Here is a 17,824-nt window from a genome sequence, read left to right as displayed (position 1 = left end):
CTGTCACTCCCCCTAATCAATGGGCGCGATGATAGCGCGGCTTAATAACGCTGGGGCGGGGGGTTAGCAAGATAGGCTCACTTGAACGGCGAGCCCGCAAGCACTAGTACCAGTTGGGATCGCTTTTCAGCTGCTCTTCGAGCAGTTTGCGAGTGCCTTCGTCAGGGTCGCCGAGCCAGCGCAGAGTGGCATGCTGACTGGGTGCTTTGTCCGTCGGCAGGCCATCCGGTAACTGCACGTAGAGGGCATAAGCGTCCTCCTTGTCCCAGCTGAAGGCGACGTAGAGGCGCTGATTGAAACAGTTCTGCTCCTCGCAAAGCTGGCCGACCAGGTATTTGTCGCCGTCGTCATCCAGGCCTTGCATCTGGCTGGCAATGCCGTTGAGGTTGATTACCCACTCTGGCAGACGGCTTTCGTCTTCCACCAATTCCTGCCAGCTGTGCTGGTAGGCCGGGTCACTGGACAGCAGTTCATTGAGGCGGAATTGGCCATCGGTATCCGCAGCCAAAGCCGTTGCACTAGCGCCCAGTAACAGGGCGGCAAGCAGCGTCTTAATGGTCATGGTCGCTCCTTTAGCAGGTCGCTGAGAGAAGATAATCGCGGCAGGCAAACCAAGGAAAAACGGCCTAAAAGCATAATTTACTGAGGTAAATGAGCATTTTTAGGCCGTTCTATCGCTGTATTGCCAAAGCAGGTGGTGGTTAACCACCGGCTATCCACGCGGGCGACGGCCCATGATGAAGGACACAACAAACATCACCAGGAACACCACGAAAAGAATCTTCGCAATACCCGTTGCCGTGCCAGCGATACCACCAAAGCCCAAGACTGCAGCGATGATAGCGATGATCAAAAAGGTAATGGCCCAACTCAACATAACGACTCTCCTTATCTACTCAGGGTGCGCGTTGGCGCGATAAAACCTGGTGCGGCCGAGGCCGCACCAGGCAAGGCTTATTGCATGGACTGCTTCAGGCTGCGCATGCGGTCATGGTTGGCACGCACTTTCGGCATTTCTACCGCGAGCAGGGCCTGCACACTCGGCTCGGACGCGTCCAGAGCATCCTCAAAGGCATGCAGGATGCGGTCTTCGGCCTCTTCCAGCTGCGCCACATAGGTCGCTTCGGTGTCGCTGGCGAGGTTGGCCTTGGTGTCGGCATAGACCTGGCGCAACTTACCGACGAAGGTGCCACCGCTTGCAGGGATTTCCTGATTAGCCGCCACTTTCACCGACAGCGCACGGATCAACTCCGTCTTGCTCTGCGACATGTCGCGGAACAGCACCTGCAAGCGCACATCCTTCACTTCATCGTGGGCGTGCTGGTAGAAACGTTGGCCATCACGGGTGATTTCGATCAGTTCGTTTAGTTGCTTGGTGGTGTCAGTCATGGTGGTTCTCCTTGGTTGTAGCGGCTGCTAAGGCAGCCTCAGAACCTGCCTACAATCGGCGGCGAGTCGTCCCTACTGCGTTAAACACGGGCGCTCGCTCGGCAGATCGTCGGAAGGCTCCCGACAACAGGCAGCGACCGGCATGGCCGCCGCCCGGATGAATTAACTGGCGACGCGTAGGGCGTCCGCATCGACACCGCGCACACCACGGATATTGCGTGCGGTTTCAACGGCCAATTGCTTCTCGGCGTTGCTCAAAACGCTACCGCTGAGAGTGACCATGCCCTTCTGGGTGTCGACTGAAATATTCAGGCCGTCGATGTTACGGCTGTAGATGAAGCTGGATTTCACCTTGCTGGTGATCCACGCATCACTGATTGCCGCACCGGCCTTGTCGGCAGCGTTCTGCGCCTTGGCGGCCGTGCTATCGACAGCGCTGACGCTGATCAGGTTGCTCACCTCACGCACGCCTTCGGTATTGGCGGCCAGGCGACCGGCTAGCTCTTTGGCCTCGGCGCTCTGTGCGCTACCGGTCAGGCTGACCTTGCCATTTTCGGCGCTAACCTTGATGTCCAAGCCTTCGGTATTGCTGTTCCACAACAACTTGGATTTCACCGTGGCCACGAGGCTGGCATCGTCAAAGCGCTGCGACAGGCTTGGCTCGCTGCTGGCTTTTGGCTGAAAACCAGGGTCGAGGGTAAGCTGGTTGTCGACCTCTTTAACACCCTCAATACCCAGGGCGATCTGTTCCGCCAAATCGCGGTCGACATCGGTTTCCACCTTACCGGTCAGCTTGGCTTTACCGTTCTCTACATCCACATCAATGGTGAACGGATTGAGATGACGGTTAAGCGCAAATGCAGTCCAGATCGAGCCCTCTTGGCGCGCCTCGCTCAATGCACTGCTGGTAGCGCCTTCAGCCGCATAAGCTGAGAAAGGAGCCAGGCCGATTAAGCCGGCGGTCGCGATAGCCAGGGTCAGCGTTTTAAATTTATGCATGGCAGTTCCTCCAATGGATAACGATCAGGTAGCCGTTTGTCGCCACCGATACAGGTATATCGCAAGTGCCATGCCAGCTTTTTAAACTATTAAAAATCTATAATTATCAAAGACTTAAAACAATTACCCAAACACCGCACACATGCAGCTTGCATGATCACGGCAGAACCACCGTGCAACTTGCACGACAGACTGCGGACTAACGATCTGCGCGACTGATCGCGGAACTGCTCAAGGAGATGAACATGTACGCAAGCACAGAGGAAAACAGCCTGGGACGTATTTTGCTGGTTGATGACGAGCCCGCGATTCTGCGCACCTTCCGTTATTGCCTAGAGGATCAGGGCTACCAGGTCAGTACTGCCAATAGCGCGGCCCAGGCCGATGCCCTGTTGCTGCGCCAGGTCTTCGACCTGTGCTTTCTCGACTTGCGCCTAGGTGCTGATGATGGCCTGGATGTGTTGGCACAAATGCGCCTGCAAGCCCCCTGGATGCGCGTGGTGATCGTCACTGCACACTCGGCGGTGGATACCGCCGTGGATGCCATCCAGGCTGGCGCGGCGGATTATCTGGTCAAGCCGTGCAGCCCCGAGCAGCTGCGCCTGGCCGCGGCCAAGCAGCTTGAGGCGCGGCAAATGGCCGAGCGCCTGGAGCGCCTAGAAGGTTATGTGCGCAAACCCGGCGACGGCCTCGATTCGCAAAGCCCGGCGCTGATGGCGGTGCTACAAACCGCCAAACAGGTGGCCGATACCGACGCCAACATCCTCATTCTCGGTGAGTCGGGTACCGGCAAGGGCGAACTGGCGCAGGCTATTCACCGCTGGAGCAAGCGCGCGAAGAAATCCTGCATAACCATTAACTGCCCATCGTTGAGCGCCGAGCTGATGGAAAGCGAGCTGTTCGGCCACAACCGTGGGGCCTTTACCGGTGCCAGCGAAAGCACCTTGGGGCGAGTTAACCAAGCCGATGGCGGCAGCCTGTTTCTCGATGAAATTGGCGATTTCCCACTGGCCCTGCAGCCCAAACTGCTGCGTTTTATTCAGGATAAACAGTACGAGCGCATCGGCGATCCGGTGACCCGTCAGGCCGATGTGCGCATTCTCGCCGCGACCAACCTGGACCTCGACGAGATGGTTCAACAAGGCCGCTTCCGCGAAGACCTGCTGTATCGCCTCAACGTCATCACCCTGACCCTGCCGCCGCTACGCGAGCGCCGCGAGGACATCCTCGATCTGGCCGAGCGCTTTCTCGCGCGCTTCGTCGTCGAATACGCCCGCCCGGCGCGGCAGTTCAGCGAAGAGGCGCGTGAAGCGCTACTCGGCTACGCCTGGCCAGGCAATATCCGCGAGCTGCGCAACGTGATCGAACGGGCGAGCATCATCTGCGGCGAAGAACTGGTGCAGGTCAGCCATCTAGGGCTCTCCGCGCAGGTCACGCCTAGCGCACCGCAGGTCGGCGACCAGCTGAGTTTGGAAGCTTTGGAGAAAGCCCATATCAGCGCCGTAATGGCCAATAGCGAGAGCCTCGACCAAGCCGCGAAAACCCTCGGCATCGATGCCTCCACGCTGTACCGCAAGCGCAAGCAGCTCAGCCTGTGAAGCTACGTAGCCGGCTGTTCCTCAGCAGCAGTGCGTTACTCACCGTGGCCCTGGTCGGGCTGTTACTGGGAATTTTCAGCGTGTTGCAGCTGACCCAGGTACAGAGCCAGGCCATGACCCGCAACCTGCAGATCATCGATGCCAGCCTCGGCCTGCGCCAGGAGCTGGGCAAGCAGGTGATTCTGTTGCTCGCCGAAGACCTCGACCGCGAGGCCCTAAAAGCCTCTGATCAGCAGTTCAAAGTCTGGCTGCAGCGCGCCGCCGAAAGTGCCACAGATAGCAGTGACCGCCAGGCGATTACCGAGGTCGAGCGCGCCTACAGCACGTTCGACGACCTGCTGGCCAAACCGCTGACAATACGCCGTGAACTGCTCAGCAATGACAGCTTCGGTCACGCCATAGAAGCCCTGCGTGACCGCATCAACGCGGTGCAGGTACGTTACGTCAACGCGGTTGAGCAAGAAGAAACACGAGCCAGGGAACGCGCCTGGTTGATCGCCGGCCTACTCGGGCTGATTGGCCTGGCGGTGCTGGTGATAGGTTTTGTCACCGCGCACAGCATCGCGCAGCGCTTCGGTCGGCCGATTGAAGCGCTGGCAAGGGCTGCGGATCAGATCGGCCAAGGCGACTTTCAAGTCACCCTGCCGTTAACCCCGGTCGCGGAAATGTCCGCCCTGAGCCAACGCTTTGGCTTGATGGCCGAAGCCCTGCGCGAATTCAAAAACAGTGATGTAGAGGCGCTACAAGCCGAGCAGCAGCGTCTGCAGGCGGTACTCGACAGCATTGATCACGGCCTGCTGATCTTCGATTGCGCTGGGCGGGTCGAGCACATCAATCCGGTGGCGCAACGCCAGCTGGGCTGGGGCAACGAGCAACTGGGACAGACGCTGGCGGTAGCCTTGCAGCGTGCCGACCTGGATGAGCAACTGCAACGGGTATTGCAGGGCGAGAACCTGGACGAAACTCTGGACGACGTACAGGTGCAGATCGATGGTGAACAGCGCCTGCTGGCCTACAGTTTGTCCGGTGTTAGCCACAGCGAAGGTCGCGCCATGTGCGCGGTGATGGTGCTGCGTGATGTCACCGAACAGCGCGCCTTTGAGCGCGTGCGCAGCGAGTTTGTACTACGCGCCTCGCACGAGCTACGCACCCCGGTTACCGGCATGTTGATGGCGTTTTCTCTGCTGCAGGAGCGCCTGCAATTCGCAGCAGAGTCACGCGAAGGTGACTTACTGAATACCGTGGATGAGGAAATGCACCGCCTGCTGCGGCTGATCAACGACCTGCTGAATTTCTCGCGCTATCAAAATGGCCTACAAACCCTCGAGCTGTCCTCCTGCGCCTTAAAGCCCTTGCTAATGCAGACCCAGCAGCGCTTTAACGCACAAGCGCAAGAGCTGCAGATCAACCTCACCTGCGAGGTGCACAGCGAGCTGCCAGACGTGCAGATCGACCCGCTGCAAATCGAACGGGTGCTCGACAACCTGATCGGCAACGCCCTGCGCCATAGTCACCCCGGTGGGCAGGTGCGCTTACAGGCGCGCCAGCAGGACGACCGGGTGGTGCTGAGCGTGGCGGATAACGGCGAGGGAATCCCTTATCGCCAACAGGCGCGGATCTTCGAGCCCTTTGTACAGGTCAGCCGGAAAAAAGGCGGGGCAGGCCTCGGCCTGGCCCTGTGCAAGGAAATCGTCCAGCTGCATGGCGGGCAGATCAGCGTGCAATCACGCGCAGGTCAGGGTGCGCAGTTTTACGTCGCGTTACCGGTGTAAGCCATACAGCCAGCGTGATGCAGCTGGCTGTCCACAACAAACGTGGTTAGTCAGCAACGCCGCGAGCATGGGCTCAGGGCTGCTGCCCAGCCATTGCGGCCAACACCAACAATAGCGCCGCCGTTTCTGCATCCGGCTCACCGTCATAACGGGCCGGGCGGTACTTCATCTGGAAGGCGGCGATCACGTTGCGCGTGGCCTGGTCCAGTTCGCCATGTGTCGGCACGGCATAACCCTGCCGCGCTAACTGCTGCTGAAACCACTGCACACTCGGCAGACTGGCGCCGAATAGCACCTGCTGACGCGCCACCGCATCAGCATCGGGCCACGGCATTAGCCCTGCATCGGCAAGGCGCTTCCAGGGAAACAACGGGCCTGGATCGACCTTGCGCTGCGGGGCAATGTCGCTGTGCGCCAGGATGCTGCCCGGTGGTAAGTGGTGGCGCTGCATAATGTCTTTGAGCAACACGATCAGCGCATCGATTTGCGCCGGTGCAAACGGCTGCCAATAGCGGCCTTTCGGGGTGTCATAAAACCCTTGGTTGACCAGCTCGATGCCGATTGTCGAGGCATTGAGCCAGGTGCGCCCCTGCCACTGGCTATCGCCCGCGTGCCAAGCACGACGATTCTCATCGACCAAGCGGTAGATGGTCGGCGGTGCCTCGCCGATCAGGTAATGGCTACTTACGTCGGTCTCGGTGAGCAAATGCATCGAGCGCGCGAAGTCAGTCGAGGTGTAATGCAACACGATGTATTGCACGCGGCTGTTCTGGCCAGTGGCGGTGTGACTGTTATCAATGCGCAGACCATGGCTACAACCGGCCAACAACAGGAACAGCGTATTTAAGAAAAAAACTCTCATGGGGTGATATGCAACACGCTTTGCAGGTTATCCAGCAGCATGTCGACGCTGAGCATGATCAACAGCATGCCCATCAGTCGCTCCACTGCGGTCAACCCGCGAGGTCCGAGAAAACGCTGCAGCCACGAAGCCTGCAACAAAATGAATGCGGTCGCCGCCCAGGCCAGCAGCAAAGCCGCGTAGAGCTCCCAGAGCGGCCCTTCATGGGTATTACGCAGGGTCATCAACACTGCCAGGGCAGAGGGCCCAGCCACTGCGGGCGTTGCCAGTGGCACCAGCATCGGTTCGCCATCCGGCACATCACCCAGCACGCCTTGCGGGCCAGGGAAAATTAAGCGCATGGCGATCACGAACAGGATGATACCGCCAGCAATCGCCGTTGCCTCACGCGACAGCCCAAGAGAGCTAAGTACTTTGTCGCCAAACGTGAGGAACAGCAGTAACAATGCCAGGGCAAATAGCAGCTCGCGAGCCGCTACCCGCAAGCGCCGCTCGGCCGGTACATTTTTTAGCGCGGCAATAAAGATCGCGATATTGCCAAAAGGGTCGGTGACCAGAAAGATCAACGCGGCGATGCCGAAAATTTCCATAACTACTCCTAAACAGACCGGCAGAGTTTAGTGCTTATCAAGGTAGAAACGCCTTTGATCCGGCAGAACAAACACGCTGATCTATTGCTCTAACAGGCTACGACAGGGTTGCTAGACTAACGCCTGTACAAACTTTTTACTCTTGTACAGGCTCTGTCTTGATTTGGAGATCAGCACAATGCGCGCGCTTCTGTGGTTTAAGCAGGATTTACGTCTTGATGATCATCCGGCACTGCAAGCAGGGCTTGCCGCCGAGTGCCTGCTGCCGATCTATGTGCTGGACCCGGCGCAACTCCAACTTAATGAATTTGGCACGCGCCGCATGGGCGTACACCGTGCGCGCTTTCTTCTGGAAAGCCTGGTAGCGCTGGAAAGCGAACTGCACCAGCGCGGCTCTCACCTACTGGTAATCATCGGCACAGCCGAGCAGGCCATCGCGCAACTGGTGGCGCAGTTCGACCTTGACCAGGTGCTGACCCTGGAAGAAATCGCCCCTGATGAACGGGCACAGGTGAACCGGGTAGCTCAACAACTCGGCTCGATTGCTCTGCAACAATTTCCTGCCAACGACCTCCTGCACAGCGAAGAACTCCCCTTCACCCTTGATCAGTTACCACCGGTGTTTAGCCATTTCCGCAGCCTGGTCGAAGAACGTTTGCAGGTGTTCCAGCCGCGTCATGCACCGCAGCGCCTCCCCCTACTGCCCGATGGCGCGCTGGCACTGATGCAACCGCTGCCGACGCTATCCCAGCTTGGCCTGGGCGACCCGCTCAGCGTGCCATCTAGCGCCTTCCCCTTCTCCGGCGGCGAACCAGCAGCACTGGGCCGGCTGCGCGACTACCTGTGGAACACCCAAGGTGTGCGGCAATATAAAGACACCCGCAACGGCATGATCGGTAGCGAGTACTCTTCGAAGTTCTCGCCCTGGCTGGCCAATGGCAGCCTCTCCGCGCGCCGGGTAATTGCCGAGTTGCGCCGGCATGAGGCGCAGTACAAGCGCAATGATTCAACTCATTGGCTGTGGATCGAGATGCTTTGGCGCGATTTCTTCCGCTGGACGCTGCGGCGTCACGGTAGCGCGCCATTCAAGGCCGGCGGGCTGAAAGCCACCGAGCATGCGCCACAACAGCTGGATCAGCGCTTTCAAGACTGGTCACGCGGGCGCACAGGCATGCCATTGGTGGATGCCAATATGCGTGAACTCGCGGCAACTGGCTTTATGTCCAATCGCGGCCGCCAAGTGGTCGCCAGTTATCTGATCAATGACCTACAGCAGGACTGGCGCCACGGCGCGGCCTGGTTCGAGGAGCACCTGCTCGACTACGACCCCGCCAGCAACTGGGGCAACTGGGCGTACCTGGCTGGCGTAGGCAACGACCCACGGCAAAGTCGCGTATTCAATGCCCTGCGCCAAGCCCGCCAATATGACCCGGAAGCACACTACGTCAGCCTCTGGTTACCGGAGTTGCGTGATGTGCCACAGAGCCTGCGGCACACACCTTTTCTGCTCGCGAGTGGGCACTTACACAACCTGGGTTATCCGCAGCTGGATACGATTCCCGAAAGCTGGAAGCCCTACCTGCATGCGGTGGCCTGAGCCGGACGTCAGCCCAGCTCGACTCGGTTGCGGCCGCCGCTCTTGGCGCGATACAACGCCTGGTCGGCGCGCTCGAAGACCTTTTCACTGCTTTCGCCACTGGCAAACGCGGTCAGGCCAGCGGACAGGGTGATGGTCACCCGTTCGCCACGGAAGTGAAATGGGCACTCTGCGACGCCGTCGAGCAGTGTCTGCAACAGCTGCTGACCACCCTCTAGCGGCGTCGAAGGGATTAGCAGGACAAACTCCTCGCCACCAAAGCGCGCCATAAAGTCTGTTTTACGCAGGCGCTTGGCCAGTTCCCCGGCAATGATCTTCAGCACCTTGTCACCCGCCAGGTGCCCGTAGCTGTCGTTGATTCGCTTGAAGTGGTCAATGTCCAGCACCGCCAACACCAGCTCGCCGCCGTAGCGCTTCCAGCGCGCCATCTCCAACTCCAAGCGCTCACCCCAACCGGCGCGGTTCGCCAGCCCGGTAAGCGGATCAATCATCGCCTTCTGTCGCTGCTCTTCTAGGTGATCACGGAAACCCTGGGCCTCACGCTCCATATCGGCAACTTTCTCGGTCAGACTTTGCAGGCGCTGCGCCACCTCCTCCTCGCGGCCATCGCGGTGCTTCTGATGTTCGCTGACGGTGTTGAGCAAGCCATCCAGGCGTGCCTCCAGTGACTGCTTGAGGCTATGTAGATCGGCCGCATCTTGCACACTGGCCTGTAAACCAGTTACTTGTTCACGCAGTTCCTGGTTAAAAGTGCGCGCACTCTCCACCGATTCGCTGTATCCCTCATGGGCTTCTGCGAGGGTGCCAAGAAACGCCGCCAAACGCTCATTGAGCTGCGTCAGGTAGCTGGCAAACTCGCGCTGACCGCTGTCTGTAACGGCTAAAACCAGTACCGCCAGATCATCTAGCACAGCCACCAACTCATACCAGTTCAGCCCGCCCAATACCCGTTGGCGCAAGGCCTCGCCTTGCGGTTGATGGCGCGTAGGCAGCTCCAGTTCGTCAAGCAGGCTCATCAGGCTTTCGCCGATATGCGGGGCAACAGCGCTGTAACCGGGCTCAGGAATTTCCGGCAGAGCGTAGGCCGGGTCGCGCGATGCCAGCGCGGTGGAGACTGCATCAACTGGAGCGCTAACAGCAGGCGGCGCAGGCTCTGACGCCACACTATCTGCCGCTAGCGGCGTATCGAGCAACGCAGCAGCAACCGCTGCGGGGGCCGAGTTGCCGGGTTGCGACGGTAGGCTGGGAGCCGTCACGGTTTCGACTGTGGCTTCGGTTGTGGCTGCAGCTACAGCTGTGGCGGGCTGCTCGGTCACCGGCGCTAGCGGAACAGGAATAGGCGCTGCAGCCGGCTGATCGCCAACAGGCGCTGCAAGTTCGACTTCTTTGCTGCCAAACAGGCGTTGCAACAAACCAGGACGGGCTGTTGCGGCTTCGCCATCAAAGACTGCCAACGCCTGCTGCTGTAAACGGCTCAGCTCACCGAGCAGCGCAGGCAATTCACGGGGCTGGCTGGCACGTTCTTCTATGCGTTTAGCAAATTGCTTGAGTGCATTACGCACTTCACGGGGCGGCTCTAGGGCAAGCAGTTGAGTGGTCAGACTGGTGACCCCGGAAACGTTCTGGTCAATGCGGTCTTGTCGACGCTTTTCAGAATCCAGTACGGCCTTTTCCAGACGAGGAATCAGCGCAGCCAGGCCTACGTCGATATCGTCGCGGCGCAGGGTTTCCCGTAACTCTTGCATGCATTGGTCGACCGACTTGTCGCTACCCTCGGCGGCTAATGAGCTGCGCACCAACCCACGCCGCAGCAAATCCAGGCGGGCATCCCAGCGGCGCTCAAGCTGCTCTTGCTGCTCCAGGCTTTCCAGATACTTGCTTTTCCAGCGCTGGGCATCGTTGCTCATTATCACCGTCCACGTTCAATGGTCTGTTGCCGTTTTATCGCAGACCAACAGGGTGCGAAAAAACGCTAGCTGGCCTTACTAGTCAACCAGCATAGGCGGTGCCGGCCCACAGAGTGAAGTAGGCAAGCGAATTTGCACCGCCACCGGTAAGTGATCGGAGATCGGCAATGGCAGCACCTCACAGCGTTCCAAGGTCAACTCCGGACTAAGCAAAATGTGGTCAAGGCAGCGCTGCGGTTGCCAGCTTGGGAAAGTCGCAGCGACCTGCGGTGCCCACAAGCCAAGGTCACGCAAGGGCGAATGTTCCAATAGATCATTGGCATGGGTATTCATATCACCCATCAGCACTCGGTGCCGATAGTCGCCGAGCATTTCGCGGATATACGCCAACTGCCGCGTGCGGGTTCGCGCACCAAGAGACAGGTGCATCATCACCACGGCAATCGCGTCAGGTCCTTCGCCAAGCCGCATCAGCATCGCGCCACGCCCCGGCGGACCGGGCAGCGGATGGTCTTCAAGCAGACTGGGACGCAACCGACTCAACACGCCATTGCTGTGCTGCGCAAAGCGCCCAAGGTTACGGTTGAGTTGCTGATACCAGTAGGGGAACGCGCCGAGGCGAGCCAGGTGCTCAACTTGATTCACATAGCCAGAGCGCAGGCTACCGCCATCGACCTCCTGCAATGCCACCACGTCAAAGTCGCCGAGCAAATCGCCAATCCGTTGCAGATTAACGCTACGCCCGGCATGTGGCAGCAGGTGCTGCCAGCTACGCGTCAGGTAGTGGTGATAGCGCTGAGTGCTGATGCCCACCTGAATATTGAAGCTGAGCAGGCGCAGGCTATCACTCTGCGGCCAGTCATCCACGGGCACACAACCTGGATTGACCTGTGGATCACACAGGCCAATCGTTCGCTTAGCCGGCCAGCGCCTAAGCACTTACGCGCGCGCCGCGTCCGCCGATTACTGCGCGGCGCGTTCTTTGGCGATCAGGAAATCGGCCACTTGCAGAGCCTGCTCCGGACCACCCGAGCTGCCGATATCGAAACGGTACTTACCATTGACGATCATCACCGGCACACCCGTGATCTGATAGGCCATGGCCAGTTTCTTGGCCTTTTCCAACTGGCTCTTCACGCCAAAGGAATTGTAGGTCTTGAGGAAGGCATCCTTATCGACACCTTCAGTGGCCAGAAAGTCGGCCATTTCTTCAGGCGTAGCGAGTTTCTTGCCCTGCAAGTGGATAGCGTCGAATACCGCGCCATGTACCTTGTGCTCAACATTCATCGCTTCGAGCGTGATGAACATCTGCCCGTGCACGTTCCAAATGCCGCCAAACATGGCCGGGATACGTACGAAGTTGACATCCTCCGGCAAGCTAGCGATCCACGGATTGATGGTGGACTCGAACTTGTAGCAATGCGGGCAGCCATACCAGAACAGCTCGACCACTTCGATCTTGCCCGGCTTGGAAACTGCGACAGGATTGCTCAGCTCAACATACTGCTTACCCGCTTCAATTGGCTCGGCATGAGCGCTCAGGCCAAACAGGCTAGCGACGACGAGTGTGGTACTGAGAATCAGATTACGCATGCGTTACTCCTTGGCTATAGACGGTGCGTGCTGGCGAACCAAGGTTCGACCTGCGAGGCAAACTTGGGTTCCGCTCATTGTAGGGGTTGTTGCTGAGACGTAGCGATGCAACAAACGAAAAAGGGCGGCCTAAGCCACCCTTTTTCATTACTGCATGTCGCCTTGCGCGCAGATCAGTGCAGACCCTGGATAAAGCTGGCAACTGCTTCGATATCTTTGTTGCTCAGCTTGGCGGCGATGGAGCGCATGATCATGCTGTCGCCGTCATTGGTGCGGTTGCCTTCACGGAAATCAGTCAGTTGCTTAGCAATATAGGTTGCGTGCTGACCACCCAACTTAGGGAAGCCCGCCGCCGCCAGACCAGCGCCGCTTGGAGTATGGCAACCCGTACATGCAGGCATACCCTCAGTCAGCTTGCCACCACGGAACAGCTCGCCACCACGCTTAACCAGCTTAGGATCAGCAGCACCTACGCTCATTTGCTGGCTTGAGAAGTAGGCAGCAATATCTGCCAAGTCTTCTTCCGTCATGTTATCCAGCAAACCGGTCATTTCCACGACAACACGCCCACCGGACTTGATGTCATGCAGCTGCTTGAGCAGGTATCGCTCGCCTTGACCAGCCAGTTTCGGGAAGTTCGGCGCAGCACTGTTGCCATCGGCACCATGGCACGCACCACACACAACCACCTTACCCTGACCAGCTTCGGCATTGCCTGCGGCCTGTGCCAGGCCGGTGATGCCCAGGGTCAACAGCAGACTCACGAGTACTTTGTTCATCAGCTAATCCAATTTGCGACTAAGAGAAAGAGTTTATAGGCCGGGGTTACTCAGTCATCAACTTGATGACGCCTTGGTAATCCTCGGCCGTGCAGTCCATGCACAGCCCGCGGGGCGGCATGGCGTTCAGACCATTGGTGACACTCTGTACCAGAGCATCAGTACCCTTGGCCAGACGGGGTTCCCAGGCGGCCTTGTCGCCACGTTTCGGCGCGGTTGGGAGCTGTCCGTTATGACAAATCCCACACGCACGCGCAAACACGGCTTCTGGATCCTGTGCAGCATACGCACTGAACGAAAACATCAATACACTGGCTGCAATCAGCACGTTTTTCATCAGATCAACCTCATCAGGGAGGGGAACGTACTGCTTTCTATGGGCAGATGATCTAAATCGTTCCCGTGGACACTTATCCAACTACAGGGAGAAAGCGCACACAAAATCTGCGCCATTATATACTGGCGTCATTGAAACGGAAACGACGCAGCTTGCCGCGCTTCGCACAGACAGGCAGGCTGCGCGCAAATGTCGCAAGGGCATCGCGCCTGTAACGCCACCCTACGCTCGCCCTCACGGATACTCAGATGCAAGCCAAGAACCCTATTATCGGCCTGTGCCAACAGGCTACTTTCCTTATTAGCGCAGCCAAAGTTGACCAGTGCCCGGAAGATTTCGGTCATGAAGTAGCCTTTGCCGGGCGCTCCAACGCCGGTAAATCCAGCGCGCTGAACACCCTGACCCACGCCAGTCTGGCACGCACCTCGAAAACCCCAGGCCGCACTCAGCTGCTCAACTTCTTCAAGCTGGATGAAGAGCGCCGCCTGGTCGACCTGCCAGGTTACGGCTATGCCAAGGTGCCAATCCCGCTGAAACTGCACTGGCAGAAGCATTTGGAAGCCTACCTCGGCAGCCGCGAATGCCTGCGCGGTCTGATGTTGATGATGGATATTCGCAAGCCGCTGACCGAGTTCGATATCCTCATGCTGGATTGGTCAGTCGCCAGCGAAATGCCCATGCACATTCTCCTGACCAAAGCCGACAAACTGGCTTTCGGTGCAGCGAAGAACACCCTGCTCAAGGTGCAACAGGAAATTCACAAGGGCTGGGGTGATCGCGTCAGCATCCAACTGTTCTCAGCGCCCAAGCGTATTGGTATCGAAGACGCCCAAGCCGTGTTGGCCAAGTGGATGCAGCTGGGGGAGTTTGCCCTTGAGGATGATCAGGACACTGAAGCCTGATCCATACGAGCGACTTTATTACAGGCAAAAAAAACCCCGGACTTCTATGGGGGAGGGAAGTTCGGGGTTCAACATCTGAACCGCTAGGGCGGGGGTCCAGAATCTGCCAACACTTAACACAACAAGGAGCATCGAATGGCTGTCTAGGCCATTCATATACTCTGAGTGGCCGACCCAGAATAAAGTTCAGGCCAGCGTAAAAATTAATTAGTTATAGCGGATTAATTTTTAATACCCTGGAACCACAACACCTACAGCCAAGGCACTTTGCCCCGGCTGTGGGCAATCCATCAATGCGCCTCGTCCCAGTTATCGCCCACTCCCACTTCCACCAACAGCGGTACATCCAGGGCTGCGGCATTGCCCATCAGCGGCTTGATCTGCTCACGCACCTGCTCGACCAGATCCTCACGCACCTCCAGCACCAATTCATCGTGTACCTGCAGGATGACTTTGGCATCCAAGCCGGATTCGCTCAGCCAGTTGTCCACCGTCACCATCGCACGCTTGATAATGTCCGCTGCGCTGCCTTGCATCGGCGCGTTGATCGCCGTGCGCTCGGCCCCTTTGCGCAGCGCCGGGTTCTTCGCGTGAATATCCGGCAGGTACAAGCGGCGGCCGAACAGGGTTTCCACATAGCCCTGCTCCGAAGCCTGCTCGCGCGTGCGCTCCATGTAAGCCAGCACGCCCGGATAACGGGCGAAGTACACATCGATATACGCCTGCGCCTGCTTGCGGTCGCAACCGATCTGTTTGGCCAGACCGAAAAAGCTCATGCCGTAGATCAAACCGAAGTTGATCGCCTTGGCGCTGCGGCGCTGATCGCTGGTTACCTCCTCCAAAGCGACGCCGAACACCTCGGCAGCAGTGGCCTTGTGCACATCACGACCGTGGCGGAAGGCATCCAGCAGGCTTTCATCCTTGGCCAGGTGCGCCATAATGCGCAGCTCAATTTGCGAGTAATCCGCCGCCAGTAGCTTGTAGCCTTTGGGCGCAACAAATGCCTGGCGAATACGCCGACCTTCAGCCGTGCGGATCGGGATGTTCTGCAGATTTGGATCAGTCGACGACAAACGACCGGTCGCAGCCACCGCCTGGTGATAACTGGTGTGGATACGCCCGGTGCGCGGGTTGATCTGCTCCGGTAGACGGTCGGTATAAGTGCTTTTCAGCTTGCTCAGGGAGCGGTACTGCATCAGCACCTTGGGTAGTTCAAAGTCCTGTTCGGCTAACTCAGCCAACACCGCCTCGGCAGTCGAAGCCTGGCCTTTGGCGGTTTTGCTGATGACCGGCAGGCCGAGCTTCTCGTAGAGAATCACCCCGAGCTGCTTGGGCGACGCCAGATTGAACTCCTCCCCGGCGATTTCGAAGGCCTGTCTCTCCAGCGCGACCAATTTCTCACCCAGCTCGTTGCTTTGCAGGCCGAGCAGGTTGGCATCGACCAGTGCACCTTGCCGCTCGATTCGCGCCAGCACCGGCACTAGCGGCATTTCAATTTCGCTCAGCACCTTGGCCAGGCTCGGCTCGGCTTCCAGCTTGCTCCACAGGTGCTGATGCAGACGCAGGGTTACGTCGGCATCTTCGGCGGCATAGGGCGCAGCCTGAAGCAGATCGATCTGATCGAAGGTCAGCTGTTTCGCGCCCTTGCCGGCAATGTCCTCGAAACGAATGGTGCTGTGATCCAGGTACTTAAGCGCCAGGCTGTCCATGTCGTGACGGGTGGCCGTGGAATCCAGTACGTAGGATTCGAGCATGGTGTCGAACTTCACGCCCTGCACCTGAATCGGCGTACTGGCATTGGCGAGGATATTGATGTCGTACTTGGCGTGCTGCCCAACCTTGGCCTTGCTTGGGTCTTCCAGAATCGGTTTGAGCGCCCTGAGTACGGCATCGCGATCCAACTGCGCCGGCACGCCCATATAAGAATGCGCAACCGGGATATAGGCCGCCTCGCCAGCCTTGACCGCAAACGACAGGCCGACCAACTGCGCCTTTTGCGCATCGAGGCCGGTAGTCTCGGTATCGAAGGCAATCAGCTCGGCATTGCGCAGCTTCTCCAGCCAGACGTCGAACTGCGCCTGCTCCAGGATGCATTGGTAATCGCCCTGGGCTTTCGCTGCGGGCAACTCGGCAACCACCGCCTCGGCAGTCGATGCTTCAGCAACCAGAGTGGTCGGGGTGGCGGCAGTGGCGCTAGGCGCCAGGGCGAACAGATCATCCGCTGCAGCTACCGGGGCCTTGGCAGCCGGAGCCGGATTGCTGCGCAGCAGTTCATCGCGCCAGGTTTTGAATTCCAGTTCGGCGTAAAGCTCGACCAGTGCAGGGACATCCATCGGCCCCGGGTGCAGCGACTCAATAGCGATATTCAGCGGCACATCCAGTTTGATGGTCGCCAAGGCGTAGGACAGGTAAGCCATATCACGGTGTTCAGTGAGCTTGGCCGGCAAGTTCTTGGCCCCACGAATCGGCAGTTCCGGCACCTTGTCGAGGTTGGCGTAGAGCACATCGAGACCGCCACCGACACCGACCAACAAACCCAGCGCGGTCTTTTCACCCACGCCCGGTACGCCGGGAATGTTGTCAACCTTGTCGCCCATCAGCGCCAGGTAGTCGATGATCAGCTCAGGACCGACACCGAATTTCGCTTTCACGCCATCGATGTCGTAGACGCTACCGGTCATGGTGTTGACCAGCGTAACGTGCGGACAAACCAGCTGAGCCATGTCCTTATCGCCGGTGGAGATCACCACATCGCGCCCCTCGGCCGCGCATTGACGGGCCAGGGTGCCGATCACATCATCGGCCTCGACGCCTTCAACGCACAGCAGCGGGTAACCCATGGCTTTAACACTGGCATGCAGTGGCTCAACCTGCACACGCAGATCGTCCGGCATTGACGGGCGATTGGCCTTGTAGTCGGCAAACATTTCATCGCGAAAGGTCCCGCCCTTGGCGTCGAACACCACAGCAAACGGGCTTTTCGGGTACTGCTTACGCAGACTTTTGAGCATGTTCAACACGCCCTTGACCGCGCCGGTAGGCAGGCCCTTGGAAGTGGTCAGCGGCGGTAAGGCATGAAAGGCACGGTAAAGATAAGAAGAACCGTCGACCAGGACTAAGGGAGTTTGACTCATGAGCAGGATCAACCTTTTCGGCGGGGGCGGCGTTAGAATGGCCGCACCATTGAAATCAAAAGGACAAGGTTACCATGCGCGTACTCAATCGCCTGTTACTGGCCAGCCTGCTGGCATTCACCACTCTGACTGCTCATGCTGAAGACCCGGTCTCGGCAGACCCAGATGTGACCATCCGCCAGGACGGCGACCGCACCATCCACGAATACCGGGTAAATGGCTTTCTTTATGCGGTCAAGGTCACCCCAAAAGGCGGCAAGCCATATTTTTTAGTACGGTCTGATGGCACCGATGGCAACTTCATCCGCTCGGACAGTCCGGATATGTTGATTCCGGCCTGGGAAATTTTCAGCTGGTAATAAGGC

Annotated in this window: 17 protein-coding genes; 5 read left to right on the top strand and 12 right to left on the bottom strand. The window is 58.6% G+C overall.

Annotated elements, in window-relative coordinates:
* Positions 1–103: 103 nt before the first annotated feature.
* From VCA57_RS04310 to VCA57_RS04295, 4 genes are all read right to left on the bottom strand, one after another.
* Positions 104–562, bottom strand: coding sequence for an inhibitor of vertebrate lysozyme family protein (locus tag VCA57_RS04310; protein ID WP_411183731.1), 459 nt, complete (start codon positions 560–562; stop codon positions 104–106).
* Positions 563–712: 150 nt separating this feature from the next.
* Positions 713–877: a DUF1328 domain-containing protein gene (locus tag VCA57_RS04305; protein WP_069521449.1), complete on the bottom strand. Its 165-nt coding sequence runs from the start codon at positions 875–877 to the stop codon at positions 713–715.
* Positions 878–954: 77 nt separating this feature from the next.
* Positions 955–1,389 (bottom strand): ferritin-like domain-containing protein, encoded by a 435-nt coding sequence (locus VCA57_RS04300; protein ID WP_411183730.1) that lies wholly within the window; start codon positions 1,387–1,389, stop codon positions 955–957.
* A 162-nt stretch (positions 1,390–1,551) separates the two neighbouring features.
* The gene (locus VCA57_RS04295) at positions 1,552–2,388 is read right to left on the bottom strand and encodes a BON domain-containing protein (RefSeq protein ID WP_411183729.1); all 837 of its coding nucleotides are present in this window, start codon (positions 2,386–2,388) and stop codon (positions 1,552–1,554) included.
* Positions 2,389–2,633: 245 nt separating this feature from the next.
* On the opposite strand from VCA57_RS04295, the gene algB reads away from it, so the two are divergent.
* Both algB and VCA57_RS04285 read left to right on the top strand, forming a co-directional pair.
* Positions 2,634–3,986 (top strand): sigma-54-dependent response regulator transcription factor AlgB, encoded by a 1,353-nt coding sequence (algB, locus tag VCA57_RS04290; RefSeq protein WP_411183728.1) that lies wholly within the window; start codon positions 2,634–2,636, stop codon positions 3,984–3,986.
* The gene (locus tag VCA57_RS04285) at positions 3,983–5,758 is read left to right on the top strand and encodes a KinB sensor domain-containing domain (protein ID WP_411183727.1); all 1,776 of its coding nucleotides are present in this window, start codon (positions 3,983–3,985) and stop codon (positions 5,756–5,758) included. The genes algB and VCA57_RS04285 overlap by 4 nt, the downstream gene beginning before the upstream one ends.
* 73 nt (positions 5,759–5,831) lie before the next feature.
* On the opposite strand, the gene VCA57_RS04280 is transcribed toward VCA57_RS04285, so the two are convergent.
* Positions 5,832–6,620, bottom strand: a complete 789-nt coding sequence (locus VCA57_RS04280) for an N-acetylmuramoyl-L-alanine amidase (RefSeq protein ID WP_411183726.1) — start codon at positions 6,618–6,620, stop codon at positions 5,832–5,834.
* A complete protein-coding gene (locus VCA57_RS04275) occupies positions 6,617–7,210 on the bottom strand; it encodes a MarC family protein (RefSeq protein ID WP_411183725.1) in 594 nt (197 codons plus the stop codon). Before VCA57_RS04275 ends, VCA57_RS04280 begins: the two co-directional genes overlap by 4 nt.
* Positions 7,211–7,388: 178 nt before the next feature.
* On the opposite strand from VCA57_RS04275, the gene VCA57_RS04270 reads away from it, so the two are divergent.
* Entirely contained in the window at positions 7,389–8,807 is a 1,419-nt protein-coding gene (locus VCA57_RS04270) for a DASH family cryptochrome (protein ID WP_411183724.1), read from the top strand.
* 8 nt (positions 8,808–8,815) lie between these two features.
* On the opposite strand, the gene VCA57_RS04265 is transcribed toward VCA57_RS04270, so the two are convergent.
* From VCA57_RS04265 to VCA57_RS04245, 5 genes are all read right to left on the bottom strand, one after another.
* Positions 8,816–10,714: a diguanylate cyclase gene (locus tag VCA57_RS04265; protein ID WP_411183723.1), complete on the bottom strand. Its 1,899-nt coding sequence runs from the start codon at positions 10,712–10,714 to the stop codon at positions 8,816–8,818.
* Between the two features lie 78 nt (positions 10,715–10,792).
* On the bottom strand, positions 10,793–11,653 hold the full coding sequence (locus tag VCA57_RS04260; RefSeq protein WP_411183722.1) for an endonuclease/exonuclease/phosphatase family protein: 861 nt from the start codon (positions 11,651–11,653) through the stop codon (positions 10,793–10,795).
* Positions 11,654–11,677: 24 nt separating this feature from the next.
* Positions 11,678–12,307: a thiol:disulfide interchange protein DsbA/DsbL gene (locus VCA57_RS04255; protein WP_411183721.1), complete on the bottom strand. Its 630-nt coding sequence runs from the start codon at positions 12,305–12,307 to the stop codon at positions 11,678–11,680.
* A gap of 173 nt (positions 12,308–12,480) precedes the next feature.
* The gene (locus VCA57_RS04250) at positions 12,481–13,086 is read right to left on the bottom strand and encodes a c-type cytochrome (RefSeq protein WP_411183720.1); all 606 of its coding nucleotides are present in this window, start codon (positions 13,084–13,086) and stop codon (positions 12,481–12,483) included.
* A 46-nt stretch (positions 13,087–13,132) separates the two neighbouring features.
* A complete protein-coding gene (locus tag VCA57_RS04245) occupies positions 13,133–13,423 on the bottom strand; it encodes a c-type cytochrome (protein WP_411183719.1) in 291 nt (96 codons plus the stop codon).
* A 248-nt stretch (positions 13,424–13,671) separates the two neighbouring features.
* Between VCA57_RS04245 and yihA the strand changes: the two genes are divergently transcribed.
* A complete protein-coding gene (gene yihA, locus VCA57_RS04240) occupies positions 13,672–14,325 on the top strand; it encodes a ribosome biogenesis GTP-binding protein YihA/YsxC (RefSeq protein ID WP_411183718.1) in 654 nt (217 codons plus the stop codon).
* Between the two features lie 290 nt (positions 14,326–14,615).
* Here the strand turns inward: yihA and polA are convergent, their stop codons facing one another.
* Positions 14,616–17,459, bottom strand: coding sequence for a DNA polymerase I (gene polA / locus VCA57_RS04235; RefSeq protein WP_411183717.1), 2,844 nt, complete (start codon positions 17,457–17,459; stop codon positions 14,616–14,618).
* Between the two features lie 74 nt (positions 17,460–17,533).
* On the opposite strand from polA, the gene VCA57_RS04230 reads away from it, so the two are divergent.
* Positions 17,534–17,818 (top strand): DUF2782 domain-containing protein, encoded by a 285-nt coding sequence (locus tag VCA57_RS04230; RefSeq protein WP_411183716.1) that lies wholly within the window; start codon positions 17,534–17,536, stop codon positions 17,816–17,818.
* The last annotated feature ends 6 nt before the right edge of the window (positions 17,819–17,824 follow it).

The sequence above is a fragment of the Pseudomonas sp. genome (genome assembly GCF_046581935.1).
Lineage (GTDB): Bacteria > Pseudomonadota > Gammaproteobacteria > Pseudomonadales > Pseudomonadaceae > Aquipseudomonas.
Note: the sequence above shows the minus strand (reverse complement) of the source record. Positions and strands in the feature narration are given on the sequence as shown.